Source organism: Marinobacter caseinilyticus, assembly GCF_011074955.1.
Taxonomy (GTDB): Bacteria; Pseudomonadota; Gammaproteobacteria; order Pseudomonadales; family Oleiphilaceae; genus Marinobacter; species Marinobacter caseinilyticus.
Genome location: NZ_WUQJ01000034.1, coordinates 1 through 14,385, shown reverse-complemented (window position 1 = coordinate 14,385; position 14,385 = coordinate 1). Strand labels below are relative to the sequence as shown.

Annotated in this window: 13 protein-coding genes; 7 read left to right on the top strand and 6 right to left on the bottom strand. The window is 61.3% G+C overall.

Annotation, left to right across the window (positions count from 1 at the left end; all coding sequences use genetic code 11):
* Window positions 1–110 precede the first annotated feature (110 nt).
* On the bottom strand, window positions 111–725 hold the full coding sequence (locus tag GRX64_RS16750; protein WP_166268898.1) for a LysE family translocator: 615 nt from the start codon (window positions 723–725) through the stop codon (window positions 111–113).
* 261 nt (window positions 726–986) lie between these two features.
* On the opposite strand from GRX64_RS16750, the gene GRX64_RS16745 reads away from it, so the two are divergent.
* A complete protein-coding gene (locus GRX64_RS16745; RefSeq protein ID WP_207308825.1) occupies window positions 987–1,916 on the top strand; it encodes a DMT family transporter in 930 nt (309 codons plus the stop codon).
* A gap of 25 nt (window positions 1,917–1,941) precedes the next feature.
* Here the strand turns inward: GRX64_RS16745 and GRX64_RS16740 are convergent, their stop codons facing one another.
* The 3 genes from GRX64_RS16740 to thpR form a co-directional block, all read right to left on the bottom strand.
* Window positions 1,942–2,640, bottom strand: coding sequence for a DUF899 domain-containing protein (locus tag GRX64_RS16740; protein WP_166268897.1), 699 nt, complete (start codon window positions 2,638–2,640; stop codon window positions 1,942–1,944).
* Between the two features lie 126 nt (window positions 2,641–2,766).
* On the bottom strand, window positions 2,767–3,246 hold the full coding sequence (locus GRX64_RS16735; RefSeq protein WP_166268896.1) for a nuclear transport factor 2 family protein: 480 nt from the start codon (window positions 3,244–3,246) through the stop codon (window positions 2,767–2,769).
* Window positions 3,247–3,324: 78 nt separating this feature from the next.
* Window positions 3,325–3,867: an RNA 2',3'-cyclic phosphodiesterase gene (gene thpR, locus GRX64_RS16730; protein ID WP_166268895.1), complete on the bottom strand. Its 543-nt coding sequence runs from the start codon at window positions 3,865–3,867 to the stop codon at window positions 3,325–3,327.
* Between the two features lie 267 nt (window positions 3,868–4,134).
* Here thpR and GRX64_RS16725 point away from each other — a divergent pair, with 267 nt between their 5' ends.
* From GRX64_RS16725 to GRX64_RS16715, 3 genes are all read left to right on the top strand, one after another.
* Window positions 4,135–4,896, top strand: a complete 762-nt coding sequence (locus GRX64_RS16725) for an SDR family NAD(P)-dependent oxidoreductase (RefSeq protein ID WP_166268894.1) — start codon at window positions 4,135–4,137, stop codon at window positions 4,894–4,896.
* 112 nt (window positions 4,897–5,008) lie between these two features.
* Complete coding sequence (locus GRX64_RS16720; protein ID WP_166269266.1) at window positions 5,009–6,157, top strand: acyl-CoA dehydrogenase family protein; 1,149 nt, start codon at window positions 5,009–5,011, stop codon at window positions 6,155–6,157.
* A gap of 113 nt (window positions 6,158–6,270) precedes the next feature.
* Complete coding sequence (locus GRX64_RS16715) at window positions 6,271–7,452, top strand: acetyl-CoA C-acyltransferase (protein WP_166269264.1); 1,182 nt, start codon at window positions 6,271–6,273, stop codon at window positions 7,450–7,452.
* Window positions 7,453–7,505: 53 nt separating this feature from the next.
* Here GRX64_RS16715 and GRX64_RS16710 read toward each other — a convergent pair whose 3' ends face one another.
* On the bottom strand, window positions 7,506–9,416 hold the full coding sequence (locus tag GRX64_RS16710) for a sigma 54-interacting transcriptional regulator (RefSeq protein WP_166268893.1): 1,911 nt from the start codon (window positions 9,414–9,416) through the stop codon (window positions 7,506–7,508).
* 299 nt (window positions 9,417–9,715) lie between these two features.
* Here GRX64_RS16710 and GRX64_RS16705 point away from each other — a divergent pair, with 299 nt between their 5' ends.
* Genes GRX64_RS16705 through GRX64_RS16695 form a run of 3 tightly spaced genes read left to right on the top strand, consistent with a single transcriptional unit; the run spans window position 9,716 to window position 12,918 of the window.
* Window positions 9,716–11,140 carry an ABC transporter substrate-binding protein gene (locus GRX64_RS16705; protein WP_166268892.1) on the top strand — a complete coding sequence of 475 codons (1,425 nt, stop codon included), beginning with the start codon at window positions 9,716–9,718 and terminating at the stop codon, window positions 11,138–11,140.
* 2 nt (window positions 11,141–11,142) lie between these two features.
* Window positions 11,143–11,970 (top strand): nitrate ABC transporter permease, encoded by an 828-nt coding sequence (ntrB, locus tag GRX64_RS16700; protein ID WP_166268891.1) that lies wholly within the window; start codon window positions 11,143–11,145, stop codon window positions 11,968–11,970.
* A gap of 57 nt (window positions 11,971–12,027) precedes the next feature.
* Window positions 12,028–12,918 carry an ABC transporter ATP-binding protein gene (locus GRX64_RS16695; RefSeq protein ID WP_166268890.1) on the top strand — a complete coding sequence of 297 codons (891 nt, stop codon included), beginning with the start codon at window positions 12,028–12,030 and terminating at the stop codon, window positions 12,916–12,918.
* 126 nt (window positions 12,919–13,044) lie between these two features.
* Here the strand turns inward: GRX64_RS16695 and GRX64_RS16690 are convergent, their stop codons facing one another.
* A complete protein-coding gene (locus GRX64_RS16690; RefSeq protein ID WP_166268889.1) occupies window positions 13,045–14,052 on the bottom strand; it encodes an AraC family transcriptional regulator in 1,008 nt (335 codons plus the stop codon).
* Window positions 14,053–14,385 lie beyond the last annotated feature (333 nt).

Below are 14,385 nucleotides of genomic sequence, written 5' to 3'. Positions count from 1 at the left end.
AGACAGTCATTGTCCATTAGGAGGTCACTGTTCTTCAGGGTGAGTGTTGTCTTTCAGGATGAGTGCTCTCCACCAGGATGAGTACTGTCAACCAGGCTGAGGGCCGGCCGTCAGCGTGACGCCGACGCCAGCGCCGCGCCGAAGCACATGAAGGTGGCACCGGAGGCCCGGTTCATGGCGCGGCCGCCGCGCTCGGAGGTCAGCCAGTGTTTTGCCCGCTTGGCGCACAGTGCGTACACCAGGTGGACGGCCACCACCAGCGCGCAGTAAGTCAGCACCAGGGTCGTGAACTGCGTGGCATAGCTTGAATGGCCGTCAATGAACTGCGGGAAAATCGACAGGAAGAACAGCACCACTTTCGGATTGGTGAGCTGCAGCGAAACGCCCTCCATAAAGCGCTTGCGGAAGCTGTCAGCGACCTGGGCCGGACGCTGGTTCAGGTCCAGCGGCGGCGCCCGCCACAGGCGGATGCCCAGATAGATCAGATAGGCCGCGCCAATAAATTTCAGCACGGTAAACGCCAGGGCCGAGGTGGCCAGCAAAACGCCCAGGCTGGTGGCCGACAGACCCGCCACCACCAGTGCCCCAAACGCCACGCCGAGAATGCCGCCGACGGTGCCACGGCGGCCAAAGCGTAAGGCGTTGGACAGCGTCATCACCACGCCGGGGCCGGGGCTGATCACCGTGGCAGTGGCCATCGCTAGAAACAACAGGTATAGCTGCACGGGCAACTCCTTGGTCAATAGCCGGTGGCGGTTTCGACGCCACAACCCGGGCATTATTTCGCAGTTGCCGGTGGCTGTCGCGGTGTATTAACGGCGGCGCGGCGGACACCGGGGCAGCCATCCGATCCGTTGTGTGAAACAAGAGCGCAAGAATCGGAGTGCGGCCGCGTCACACAACGGGCACGCTGTGACTTGCAGGGTTTAGCGTGCGTTTTTAACGGCGTCGACGGTCGCGGCATTCATTCACCACAAGGTAACACCATGACGAGTATGAATCAGCCAATGGGTCGGTTGGCGTGGGGGTTATTGCTCCTGCTGTCGCTGTTATGGGGCGGTTCGTTCTTTTTTGTCGGGGTGGCGGTCGAGGGGTTGCCGCCGCTGACGATTGTCGCGCTTCGGGTCGGGCTGGCGGCGCTGGCGCTGAACGTGATTCTGGTGGTGCGCGGCACCCGGCTGCCCCGAGGGCGACGGATCTGGACGGCCTTTATCGTCATGGGGGTATTGAACAACCTGATTCCCTTCAGCCTGATTGTCTGGGGGCAGACTCAGATTGCCAGTGGCCTGGCGTCCATTCTGAACGCCACCACGCCGCTGTTTACTGTGGTGGTGGCACACGTTCTGACCTCGGATGAGAAACTCAACGGCGGCCGTTTGGTGGGTACGCTGGTTGGGTTTTTCGGGGTGGCGTTGATGATCGGTCCGGACGCCTTGAGCGGCCAGGAAGTGCACGTGGTGGCGCAGCTGGCGGTGCTCGGCGCGGCGCTGTCTTACGCCTTTGGGGGCGTGTTTGGCCGTCGTTTTAAAACCCTGGGGACAACGCCACTGGTGACCGCAACCGGTCAGGTCACGGCATCCAGCGCGATGCTGATGCCCATGGCACTGTGGGTGGATGAGCCCTGGGCCCTACCACTGCCCTCGGCGCCGGTATGGGCCGCCGTGCTCGGGCTGGCGCTGTTTTCCACCGCCTTGGCGTACATCCTCTACTTCCGGGTGCTGGCGATCGCCGGGGCGACCAATCTGTTGCTGGTCACCCTGCTGATTCCGGTCAGCGCCATCCTGCTGGGCAGTCTGGTGCTGGGAGAGCGACTGGAGGTCAGTCACTTTGGCGGGATGGCGATCATTGCCATGGGCCTGCTGGCCATTGACGGCCGTTTGTGGGCCTTCGCCCGCGCCCGTCTTGCACTTCGCTAGCCGGTCGCCGAGCAGGATCGGGCGCTCAATCGTCGTACTGGTCGTGCCGTTTTAACCAGGCCATGGTGTACGGCAGCGCGTCCTCATCCCGGCCTTTGGGGGCAATGTCCATATAGTTGTAAGCGCCGTTGAGCAAATCGATGCCCCGGGAATACGCCGAATAGGTGTGATACACGGTGTCGTCGGTATCCCTGAAAAAGACGCTGACACCGGGCAGTTCCGGGTGGCTGAAAGGCATTGGGCGATAATTGTAAGTCACGTCGCTTTGTTCCGGCGAAAACGTGACCTGGTAGTCCCGGTTGAAGTCGTTGCCGTCACACGAGACCCACTGAAAACTCCAGCCCATGCGTTCCCGATACTGCCGGAGTCTGTCGATCGGCGCCGTGGACACGGCCAGTAAGCGAATATCCCGGTGGGCCAGGTGCACATCGATGCCATTAAAATTATCGGCCCAGAACGAGCAGCTGGGGCAGCCCTCTTCCCAGTCCGCGCCGAACATAAAGTGGTACACGATCAACTGGCTCAGGCCGGCAAACAGGTCGGTCAGGGTGAGCCGCCCCCGCTCACTCTCAAACACATAGGTTTTTTCGACCTTCTCCCAGGGGAGGCCCCGGCGCTTGGCACTGAGCTCGTCCCGCTGCCGGGTGAAGGCCTTTTCTTTCTCCAGTAGCTGCTGGCGTGCCGCCAGCCACTGTTGATGGGTTACCACCGGATGGTTGGTCATGGGGTGCTCCTTCTGTGGAACCTGCCCGGGCGATCCTGCGTTGGCCGCGTCGCCCGGGCTTGGGCTTAATAGTCAGAGTGCAACATCAAGCATTCGGTTCCACGTCGGATGTCACCGCCATGGGCGTTATAAACCCAGTTCGGTCAGCCCCGGGTGATCGTCCGGCCGGCGGCCCTGGGGCCAGCGGAATTTGCGTTCGGCCTCGGTGATCGCCAGGTCGTTGATGCTGGCATGGCGCTCCGCCATCAGGCCTTCGGGACTGAACTGCCAGTTTTCGTTGCCGTAGGAGCGATACCACTGGTTGTTGTCGTCGTGCCATTCGTAGGCGAAGCGCACGGCGATCCGGTTGTCGGTGAACGCCCAGACTTCTTTGATCAGCCGGTATTCGTGCTCTTTCTGCCACTTGCGCTGCAAAAAAGCGATGATCTCGGCGCGGCCGACCGGGAATTCGTTGCGGTTACGCCAGCGGCTGTCGGGGGTGTACGCCAGTGCAATTTTCTCGGGGTTACGGCCATTCCAGCCATCCTCCGCCATACGGACTTTGGTGATGGCGTCCTCCCGGGAGAACGGCGGCAGCGGTGGCCGTGCAGTTTCTTGCTCACTCATGGTGCTGATCCTCAGTAGTGGTTTTGTTTCTGTTTCAGTGGTGGTTTGGTTTCTGAGTGTGGTTAAGGATGTCGTCGGTCAATCCTCAGGAACCAAAGCAAAGCGCTCGACGACGTTGTAGTGCGAGCCTTCCGGGCTCAGGGTGCTCTGGAACAGGGTGAATTCGGTGACGGTAAACGGTGGCCAGGCCTGGTCAGCGTTGGCTGCCAGGAAATCCGCCACCGAACCGGCGTTTTTCCGGAACCGGGCGAGCGTGACATGGGGGCGATAGCGCCGGGTATCGGGGGGCAGGCCGATGGCCTCCAGTTGCGCGCCGATGCGCTGATTCAACGCCGCCAGCGGCGCCCGGGGGGTGACGCCGGTCCACAGGGTCCGCGGGTGGTGGGGGTTGCCCTGGCACCCGATGCGCTGCAAGGCGATATCGAAACGAGCGGCCTCAACCCGTGCCAGACACTGCTGGACGGCCTGGGCGGTGGCGTCGTCCACATTCCCGGTAAAACACAGGGTCAGATGCAGTTGTCCGGCGCTCTGCCAACGGGCGCCCGGAATGTCACAGTGCAGTGACAGCAGAGCCTCAGTCAGGGTGTCCGGCAACTCAAGGCCGATGAACAGGCGTGGCATGGGGTCTCCTTTCGAGTGCCATTTTACATTAGCACAGTCGCCGCCCGACGCTCAGTTGAATGACGATCGGTATGAAAATCAGCCGCCTGCGCCCGAACGGTCCGACGCAGTTTTTAACAAATTTGCTGCCGAAAAATGTCATGGCGCCGCCGCGTTGACTGGCACACACTGAACGTCTGACGAATCGAACATTGACCGGTCGCCATCGGGCGTCTGGCCGTATCGCTTTAAAAGGGCTTCATAAGGTCTACAACAGAGGGCAATACCATGGAATTTCAGGACGTACCGGCTATAGTGACCGGTGGAGCATCGGGGCTTGGCGAGGGCGCGGCACGGGCACTGGCCGCCGCCGGTTGTAAAGTCGCGATTCTGGATCTTCAGGACGAGCGCGGCCAAGCGGTTGCGGCCGACATCGGTGGCGTTTACATCCACTGCGACGTGTCCTCCGCCGACAGTGCCGAGGCCGCCATCGCCGCCGCCCGGGACGCCCACGGCCACTGCGGCATTGCGGTGAACTGTGCCGGCATTGCGCCAGCCGCAAAAATCCTCGGCAAAGACGGCCCGATGCCGCTGGAGAACTTCAGCAAGGTCATTCAGGTCAACCTGATAGGGACCTTCAACATCATGCGGCTGGCAGCGGCGGACATGGCTGAGCGCGAACCCAACGCCGACGGCGAGCGCGGTGTGATTGTCTCCACCGCCTCGGTGGCGGCGTACGAAGGCCAGATCGGCCAGGTGGCCTACAGTGCCTCCAAAGGCGGCGTGGTGGCGATGACGTTGCAGGCCGCCCGCGAGCTGGCGCGCCAGGGTATCCGGGTGAACACCATTGCCCCGGGCCTGTTCATGACGCCGATGTTGGCGGGCATGCCGCAAGAAGTGCAGGACAGCCTGGCCGCCACGCTGCCATTCCCCCAGCGCCTGGGCAAAGCCGAGGAGTTTGGCATGCTGGTGGATCAGATGGTGCGGAACCCGATTTTGAACGGCGAAGTCATCCGCCTCGACTGCGCCTTGCGCATGGCGCCCCGGTAACGCCGTTTTTGCCGTGCCCAAGCGAATCAGGCGCTCTCCGGGAGCGAGGATTCCATGGGCGATGAATTTATAAGCCAGACGTTATGAGCCAAATGCTATGAGCCAACATGCGATGAACCGCCCTCAAGACAGCGAAGAACAAACCATGTTCCGCGACATGGTCGTGAAGGTGCTTACCAGTGAAGTGAAGCCTCACTACGAGCAGTGGGATAAAGACGGCATTGTGCCCAGAAGCCTGTGGCAGACCCTCGGTGACGCCGGCATGCTGTGCGTGGACGTGCCGGAAGCTTACGGTGGCTGTGGCGTGCCGTTTGACTATTCGGTGGTGGTGGGCGCGGAAATCGCCCGCATGGGCTTTGGCGCCCTGGCCACCAACGTCATGGTGCACTCGGACATTGTCGCGCCCTATCTGAGCCATCTGGGCAGCGAGGCCCAGCGCCAGCACTGGTTGCCCAAAATGGTGTCCGGTGAGGCCGTCGGCGCCATCGCGATGACCGAACCCGGGGCCGGCAGTGACCTGCAGGCCATGCGCACCAGTGCGGTGGCCGACGGGGATGACTTTATCCTCAACGGTTCCAAGACCTTCATCACCAACGGCCAGCATGCCGACATGGTGATTGTCGCCGCCAAAACCGATCCGTCGGCCGGCGCGCGGGGCATCAGCCTGTTCCTGGTGGACACCATGCTGGAAGGCTTCAGCCATGGCCGCAACCTGGACAAGATCGGCCAGCACTGTGGCGACACCTCGGAGCTGTTTTTCTCCGACATGCGTGTCCCCCGCTCAGCGTTGTTGGGGGCAGAAGGCCAGGGCTTTGCCTACCTGATGCAGGAACTGCCCCGGGAGCGCCTGGTGATCGGGGCGATCGGCGTGGCGGCGGCCCGTGGCGCATTGGATCTGACCATCACCTACTGCGGCGAGCGTGTGCTGTTTGGCCAGAAACTCAAACAGTTGCAAAACACCCGCTTCCGCATCGCCGAAATGGAAACCGACTACCGCATCAACAAGGCGTTTGTGGACCAGTGCATCCGGGAATACGAGCAGGGTGATCTGGACGCGGCCACCGCCTCCATGGCCAAGTACAGCGCCACCGAAATGCAGTGCCGGGTAGCAGACGGTTGCCTGCAGCTGTTTGGCGGCTACGGCTACACCACCGAATACCCGATTTCACGGGCGTTTATGGACGCCCGCGTACAACGCATCTACGGCGGTACCTCTGAAGTCATGAAAGAGGTCATCGCACGTTCGGTCCTGGGTCGCTAAGCGCCCGGGGTTGGCATTATTGAGCAGCGACGCGCCCCGGCAACCGGGCGCCGCAAGGCTGCGTAAAAGGAGACACCATGTCTGATCAATCTACGATGTCTGACAAACCGGCTATGCCGGATCAATCCGTTGTGATCGCGGGCGCCGCCCGCACCGCCATGGGCGGCATGATGGGCGCACTCAGCGCGGTCCGCTCGCCGGATCTGGGCGCGGTCGCCATCAAAGCCGCCATTGAGCGGGCGGGGCTGACACCGGCGGATATCAACGAAGTCGTGATGGGCTGTGTGTTGCCCGCCGGTCTCGGCCAGGCGCCGGCGCGGCAGGCGTCCCGCGCCGCCGGGATTCCCGATGCGTCGGGCTGCACCACGGTCAACAAAATGTGCGGCTCCGGCATGCAGGCGGTGATCATGGCGCACGACCAGATCAAGGCCGGCACCAACCGCATCATGATCGCCGGCGGCATGGAGAACATGAGCCAGGCGCCGTATTTGTTGCCCAAAGCCCGCGCCGGCATGCGCATGGGTCACGGCCAGGTACTCGACTCGATGTTTCTGGACGGCCTGGAAGACGCCTACGAAGGCGGCCTGATGGGCGTGTTCGCCCAGCGCAGTGCCGACGAGTTCGGTATCAGCCGGGAGGCCATGGACACCTTCGCCATCGACTCCCTGAACAAGTCGCTGGCAGCCATTCGCAATGGCTGGTTCGCGGAAGAAATTGCCGCGGTCACGGTGCCTGGCCGGGGCGGTGACACCGTCGTGGACACCGACGAACAGCCGGGCAACGCCAAACCCGAAAAAATCCCCACCCTCAAACCGGCGTTCAGCAAAGACGGCAGCGTCACCGCCGCCAACTCCAGCTCCATCAGCGACGGCGCCTCGGCGCTGGTGCTGGCCAGCGCAGCGGAAGCCGACGCCCGTGGCCTGCAGCCGCTGGCCCGCATCGTGGCCCACGCCACCCATGCCCGGTTACCGGCGGAGTTCACCCTGGCGCCCATCGGTGCGATCCAGAAAGTGCTGGACAAAGCCGGCTGGCACAAAGACGAGGTCGACCTTTACGAAATCAACGAAGCCTTCGCCGTGGTGTCGCTGCTGGCGATTCAGGAACTGGGGCTGGATTCGGCCAAGGTCAACGTGTTCGGCGGCGCCTGCGCCCTGGGTCACCCGATTGGCTCGTCCGGCTCGCGCATCCTGGTGACCCTGATCAACGCGCTGAAGCTGCGCGGCCTGAGGCGGGGTGTCGCGTCGCTCTGCATTGGCGGTGGCGAGGGAACGGCGGTGGCCATTGAGCTGATCTGATTGGCCCCGGGGGAGGCCGGGCCATGGTCCCCGGCGTGCGGGCAGGCGCCGGGTCATTCCGCCTGCTGTCCCTGAAACTGCCGGGCGTCGATCTTCAGTTTTTTCAGCCGGGAGGTGAGGGTGGTGGGTTTGATGCCCAGCAGCGTGGCGGCCCCGTCCTTGCCGAATACCCGGCCGCCGCACATCGCCATGGCGCGGGCCAGGTTCTGTTTCTCCAGTTCCCGGAGCTCGCGCTCGGTCATCAGGTCGCTATTGAAATGCCGGGCCGGGGGCAGTGACTGTTCGGCGGTCCGGGCGCCGGAATCGGGCCCGGGCAAATCCAGGTCCAGCTTGCCATCGGCGGTAATGACCTGGCGTTCGATCACGTTCTCCAGTTCCCGTACGTTACCGGGCCAGTGATAGGTCCTGAGAGTTTCAATATCGCTCTCCCTGAGCGCCAGCGGGGGCCGGTTGAACTTCTGGCAGGCCCGGTTGAGAAACTCCCGGGCGAGGATTGGAATGTCCTCAAGGCGCCGGCGCAAGGGGACCGACTCAATGGGAAACACGTTCAGACGAAAGTAGAGATCCTCCCGAAAACACTTCTCCTGAATCTCGGCTTTCAGGTCCCGGTTGGTGGCGGCGATGACGCGCACATCCACCGCCCGGGTGCGGTTCTCGCCGACGCGCTCGAACTGCTGGTCCTGTAACACCCGCAACAGCTTGCCTTGCAGTTCCAGCGGTATTTCACCCACTTCATCCAGAAACAGGGTGCCGCCGTCCGCGAGTTCAAAGCGGCCGACGCGGTCGCTGACGGCGCCGGTGAAGGCGCCCCGGATATGGCCGAAGAATTCACTCTCGAACAGATCTTTCGGGATCGCGGCACAGTTAACCCGGATCAGCGGCCGGTCCCGGCGGCTGCTGGACTGGTGGATGGCGCGGGCGATCAGTTCCTTACCGGTGCCGGATTCCCCGGTGATCAGCACGTTGGCATCCGTGGGGGCGACCATGCCGATACGGCGCACAATGGCGTTGATCGCCTCGCTCTGTCCGAAAATTTCGTGGAAGTGGTATTCGGCGCTCAGTTCCTCCTGCAAGTAGGCGTTCTCCATTTCCAGCCGGTGCTTGAGGCTTTCGACTTCCTCCATGGCTTTTTGAAGGTCTTTCTGGGCCTTCAGGCGGGGCGAAACATCCCGGAAAACCACCACGGCTCCGACCGGGTGGCCGTTATCCAAAATCGGGGTGCTGGTGTATTCCACGGGGAATCCGGTGCCGTCCTTGCGCCAGAACCAGTCCTCGCCCACCTGTTTGATGCTGGCGTCACGGAAGGCGGCGTATATGGGGCAGTCTTTCAGCGGGTAAAGGCTGCCATCCTCATGGGAATGGTGCACCACCCGGTGAATCACCCGGCCCATGAGCTCATCCATGCGCCACCCCAGCATCCGCTCTGCGGCGGGGTTGGCGAACGTGGTCCGGCCTTCGGCGTCGACGCCATAAATGCCTTCTCCGACCGCGTGGAGAATGAGCTGGTTTTCCCGCTCCATGTCTTTGAACAGCTCTTCAACCCGCCGCCATTCCAGCAATCCGCCCCGGTGGTAGTGGTTGGCATCGTGCCGTTCCCGCAGGTTACGCAATTGGCGGTGGTCCCTCAGTAACAGCAGTAGGTTCTGGGATTCGGCCTGGCCAACCCGGGACGAGGAGATTTCCACCTCCACGGTATGACCGTCCCGGTGTCGGAGCATGAATTCCCGGCTCCAGCTGTGGCTCAGATACAAAGTTTCTTCCGTGAAAGCAATCAGTTGGGGGCGCTGGTCCGGGAACAGGTGCGTGCAGGGTGTGGCTGACAGAGACTGCCGGTCGGTGCCCATCATCCGACCCATGGCGCTGTTGGCGGTCACGATCAGGTCCCGGCCGGCATCCACCAGCAGCGCGGCCTCGGGAAGGTGGTCAATCCAATCGTAGTCACGCGTGGGTATCTTGGAAGTCATGGGCCGGTCCTCTTTGAGTCTTTTAAAAGACCCAACAAACACCGTGCCAACTACGAAAAATCGCAAAAAAAATGACGAAATATCGTGCAATACAAAATATCGTAGTTTCGCCTCAACAACAGGCGATTCCAAAAAGGCTATCAGAACAAAGCATTAAAAAATTTAAGGCAGTTGGCATAAACCATGCGATGAGGTTACGCAGAACGCCAAAGCGGCTTGGTTAATTTCCAAGAATCTGAGTCGCACCTTTTTTGCACCGAAAACGTGCAAAAACAACCTTAGAGTACGGAGTGTGCCCCATGACCACAAAAAGCCTTGGAAACCCGTTCAGCGGGGACCAGTCGCTGATCCACGCCAGAACCTGCGGCTGTCCGGAATGCAAAACCGGCGAGGAAACCCCCTCGGTTTCCCTGAACAACCCGCCAGCCTTGCGCATGGATGCGTCACCGTCCGAGAGCGCAATGGACTCCGAGGCGATGATGGATCGGGCCATCGAAAGCGCAGTCGTGCGGTCGGTGTTTGGCCACAACGACCACAGCCGTCGTAGCTTCATGAAAATGATGGGCACCGGCACGGCAGCCGCCCTCCTTGGCAGCGTGTTCCCGATGGACAAGGCCAAGGCTGCGGTCAAGGAGTCGATGGGCAAACTGGAAAAAACCAAACTGAACGTTGGGTTTGTGCCGATCACCTGTGCGACGCCCATCATCATGGCGCACCCGTTGGGGTTTTACGAGCGCTATGGCCTGGATGTGACCGTCACCAAAACCGCGGGATGGGCGGTGGCCCGGGACAAGTCCCTGGCCGGCGAATACGATGCATCCCACATGCTCACACCCATGCCTCTGGCCATGACCATGGGGGCCGGCTCGATACCGGAGCCTTACATCATGCCGGCGGTGGAAAACATCAACGGCCAGGCCATTGTTCTGCACGTTGATCACAAGGACAAGCGTGATCCCAAGCAGTGGAAGGGCTTCAAGTTCGGGGTGCCGTTCGAGTACTCCATGCACAACTTCTTGTTGCGTTACTACCTGGCAGAGAACGGCATCGACCCGGACAAAGACGTTCAGATCCGAGTGGTTCCGCCACCGGAGATGGTCGCCAACCTGCGTGCCGGTAATCTGGACGGCTACCTGTCGCCCGATCCGTTTAACCAGCGCGCAGTCTGGGAAAAGGTCGGCTTTATTCACATGCTCACCAAGGACATCTGGGAAGGCCACCCTTGCTGCGCCTTTGCGTGCAGCCAGAAGTTTGCCACCGAGAACCCGAACACCTACGGCGCCCTGTTGCGGGCCATTATCGACGCAACCCAGTACTCCAATGTGACGGAAAACCGCAAGGAAATATCCGAGGCGATTGCACCGAAAAACTACCTGAACCAGCCGGTGCAGGTGATTGAGCAGGTGCTGACCGGTTATTACGCCGATGGCCTGGGTGAAATAAAGAACGTGCCGGACCGCATCGATTTCGATCCGTTCCCCTGGCACTCCATGGGGGTCTGGATCCTGACGCAGATGAAGCGCTGGGGGTACATCGAAGGTGACGTGGACTACAAGGCCATTGCCGAGCAGGTATACCTGGCCGGGGAAACCGGAAAGCTGATGAAGGAAATGGGCTACAGCGCGCCGGACAAGACCTACAAGAACCACACCATCATGGGTAAGACCTTTGATCCGGACAGCCCTGAAGAATACGCCCGCAGCTTTGCCATTGGGAGGCTGTAATCATGGCCTCTCTGAACGTCCGGGCAGCCTTGCTGTCGGTGTCGTTCCTGATTGTGGCTCTGGGGCTCTGGGAGATGGCAACCCAGCCCCCGGAGGCCCAGACAGGACTGACCGAATACGAAAGAATGATGGGCGGTGTCGAACAGGAATCCCGGGTGCCGCCGCCGTCGGCGGTGCTCAGGCTGGCCTGGGAGGAGTTGTCTGACCCGTTCTACGACGCGGGCGCGAACGACAAGGGCATTGGCATCCAGCTGGCCTATTCGGTCTACCGGGTGCTCGCCGGGTACGTTGCCGCCATGGCCATCGCCCTGCCCATCGGGTTCCTGATCGGTATGTCACCGTTGATGTACAAGGCCCTGAACCCCTACATCCAGTTGCTCAGGCCGATTTCACCGTTGGCCTGGATGCCGTTGGCGTTGTTCATCATTCAGGATTCCGATGCCTCGGCCATCTTCGTGATCTTCATCTGCTCAATCTGGCCGATGTTGCTCAACACCGCCTTCGGGGTTGCCAACGTGCGGCAGGACTGGGTGAACGTCGCCCGCACCCACGAACTGGGGCCAATGAGAACCGCGCTCACGGTGATTCTGCCGGCGGCCGCGCCGACCATTCTGACCGGCATGCGGATCTCCATCGGTATCGCGTGGCTGGTGATTGTGGCCGCTGAGATGCTGGTGGGCGGAACCGGCATTGGCTATTACGTGTGGAACGAATGGAACAACCTCGATCTGGCAAGTGTGATCTTTTCGATTCTGATGATCGGAGTGGTGGGCATGCTACTGGACCTGGCCTTGGGCAAGGCCCAGAAGCTGGTGGAATACAAAGAATGATTGGCCCGGTGCCGGGCCATCCGGCACCGGCCCAACACCTCCGAGCGGAGATCTGTTATGAGTAAATCAATCCTGGAAGTAGACGGCTTATCGAAAGTCTATCCAGACGGACAGGGCGGCGATCTGACCGTCTTTGAGGACGTCCGCTTTGCCCTGGAGAAAGGCGAATTTGTCTGCATCATCGGCCACTCCGGTTGCGGTAAATCCACCATCCTGAACGTGTTGGCGGGGCTGGATGAAGCCAGCAGTGGCAACGTGGTCATGAACGGTAAGGAAATCAAAGGCCCGGGGCTTGAACGCGGCGTGGTATTCCAGAATTACAGCCTGTTTCCCTGGAAAACCACGCTGAGCAACATCACCTTCGCCGTGCGCGCCCGCTGGCCCCAGTGGTCGAAAGAAAAGGTGAGAGAGCACAGCGAGAGCTACCTGAAGATGGTGGGTCTGGACCACGCCTTGCGCCGTAAGCCCTCGCAGCTCTCCGGCGGCATGCGCCAGCGGGTCAGTATTGCCCGGGCTTTTGCCACCCAGCCCGAACTGCTGCTGCTGGACGAGCCCTTCGGCGCACTGGATGCGCTTACGCGGGGCGTGATTCAGGACGAACTGGTCAAAATCTGGGAAGAAACCCGTCAGACCGTGTTCATGATTACCCACGATGTGGACGAGGCCATCCTGCTGTCCGACCGCATTTTCCTGATGTCGAACGGCCCCAACGCCCGCATCGCCGAAAGCGTCAAAGTGGACATTCCACACCCACGGGCACGGGCCACGATTTTCCAGAACCCGGCCTACCATAAGACCCGGGACTACCTGGTGGATTTTCTGGTCAATCGCAGTGGCGGGGCGCTGCCCGAGGAAGACGGCAGCCCGAAATTCGTCGAGCCGGCCAAAGGCGTCGCCTCCCCGCAAGCGGCCGCCGCCGAGTCCGCTGCCAAGGCCGTGAATGGCTGATGTTATGGGACAAAACGGGGACACGGCACCGGTCCGGAGCCAGGCCGGGTGTCGGGTGTCCGGCCCCGTGACGAAGGCAAACCGAGCGCCGCTTGAGCGCTCACTTCAAGTCCGTTCCGGTGGTGGCTAGTCGTGATCCTGCTGGCGGTAGGTCAGCGGGCTGAGCCCGGTCCAGTGCTTGAACGCGCGGGAGAAGGCCCCGGGCTCGGCAAAGCCGAGCTGGGATGAAATCTCGGTGATGGTCAGGTTCTGCCGCGTCAGCATGATGACCGCTTGGTCCCGGCGCAGGTTGTCCTTGATCTTCTGGTACGAGCTGCCTTCTGCTTTCAGCTTCCGGCACAGGGTGTAGGTGGTCATGTGCAACTGCTCCGACACCCGGTCCAGATTCGGCAAACCCGGCGCCTCGCTGTTTTCCAGCAACTGGCGGACCTGGGTGGACACACTGTTGTCCTCATCGGTCCAGATCAGCAAATCCCGGGGCGAGTGGCGGACAAAGTTGTCCAGCTCCGCCACACTGCGGGTGACCGGCATGGTCAGGTAATTGGCGCTGAAAAACAGGCTGTTGCGCGGCTGCTCAAACCGGTGCTGGCAGGGGAACACGAACCGGTACTCGTCAAAGTGAGAGGGCAGGGCGTGGGTAAAGGTGGCCCCGCTCAGCACAATCTTGCGCCCGATCAGCCAGCCCACCAGCCGATGCCACACCAGCAGCAGCCACTCCACCAGAAACTGATCCGGGTCCAGCGCCGGACGGTGGTGGGTCAGGCTGAGCTCCACCTCGTCCCCGGTTACCCGCAACTCAAACTCAATGTCCTCCGAGAACAACCGGTAACAGCGAATACTCTGGCGAATCACCTCCTCCAGGTTGCTGCTGTGCACCACCAGTGACCCCATCAGATGGAAGTGTCCTACCCGGCAGGGCTGGGAAGTCCGCCCCATGAACTCATCGTCCAGTTCCCGCCAGGCCAGCCGAAACAACCGGATAAATTGATCCGTCGGCACCCGCGCCTTGGGCGGGCGAATCATGGCCGGGTCAATGCCGTGCGCCACCAGCAACTCATCCGCCCGGCCACCGGACTTCTCCAGCCCATACAGAATGGCGCGGGCATAGTGGGATGAGAAAGTCAGATTCTTCATGAACCGGCAACTCGACTCGGGTGCGTGGACAAACAGGTGCGTGGAACAGCACCTGCCCTGATTATGGCAGAAGCCGATAGTACAGAACTTGCCCCAGGAATATAACGACGGCGCCAGTGCCGACTGTGGCAAGCGGTCACTGGGGTGGGCGGCCACCATGGCCGCGGATATTGGTTGAATCCACGAATAAAGAACTCAAGCGATTACATGGTGATGTGGCAACAACTGAACTAAGGTGTTGTTAAACTTGGAGCTTGGGCCCGTGAAACATAGCCGAAAAGTGGGAGTTATCGAGAACGCACTTTTTTGCAATATCGTGGAATGCGGTTTAAT

Excerpts from the sequence above, each read along its gene's own strand:
- GRX64_RS16745 (WP_207308825.1), top strand. The coding sequence starts at position 987 with ATGACGAGTATGAATCAGCCAATGGGTCGGTTGGCGTGGGGGTTATTG.
- GRX64_RS16740 (WP_166268897.1), bottom strand. The coding sequence starts at position 2,640 with ATGACCAACCATCCGGTGGTAACCCATCAACAGTGGCTGGCGGCACGC.
- GRX64_RS16735 (WP_166268896.1), bottom strand. The coding sequence starts at position 3,246 with ATGAGTGAGCAAGAAACTGCACGGCCACCGCTGCCGCCGTTCTCCCGG.
- thpR (WP_166268895.1), bottom strand. The coding sequence starts at position 3,867 with ATGCCACGCCTGTTCATCGGCCTTGAGTTGCCGGACACCCTGACTGAG.
- GRX64_RS16725 (WP_166268894.1), top strand. The coding sequence starts at position 4,135 with ATGGAATTTCAGGACGTACCGGCTATAGTGACCGGTGGAGCATCGGGG.
- GRX64_RS16720 (WP_166269266.1), top strand. The coding sequence starts at position 5,009 with ATGAACCGCCCTCAAGACAGCGAAGAACAAACCATGTTCCGCGACATG.
- GRX64_RS16715 (WP_166269264.1), top strand. The coding sequence starts at position 6,271 with ATGCCGGATCAATCCGTTGTGATCGCGGGCGCCGCCCGCACCGCCATG.
- GRX64_RS16710 (WP_166268893.1), bottom strand. The coding sequence starts at position 9,416 with ATGACTTCCAAGATACCCACGCGTGACTACGATTGGATTGACCACCTT.
- GRX64_RS16705 (WP_166268892.1), top strand. The coding sequence starts at position 9,716 with ATGACCACAAAAAGCCTTGGAAACCCGTTCAGCGGGGACCAGTCGCTG.
- ntrB (WP_166268891.1), top strand. The coding sequence starts at position 11,143 with ATGGCCTCTCTGAACGTCCGGGCAGCCTTGCTGTCGGTGTCGTTCCTG.
- GRX64_RS16695 (WP_166268890.1), top strand. The coding sequence starts at position 12,028 with ATGAGTAAATCAATCCTGGAAGTAGACGGCTTATCGAAAGTCTATCCA.
- GRX64_RS16690 (WP_166268889.1), bottom strand. The coding sequence starts at position 14,052 with ATGAAGAATCTGACTTTCTCATCCCACTATGCCCGCGCCATTCTGTAT.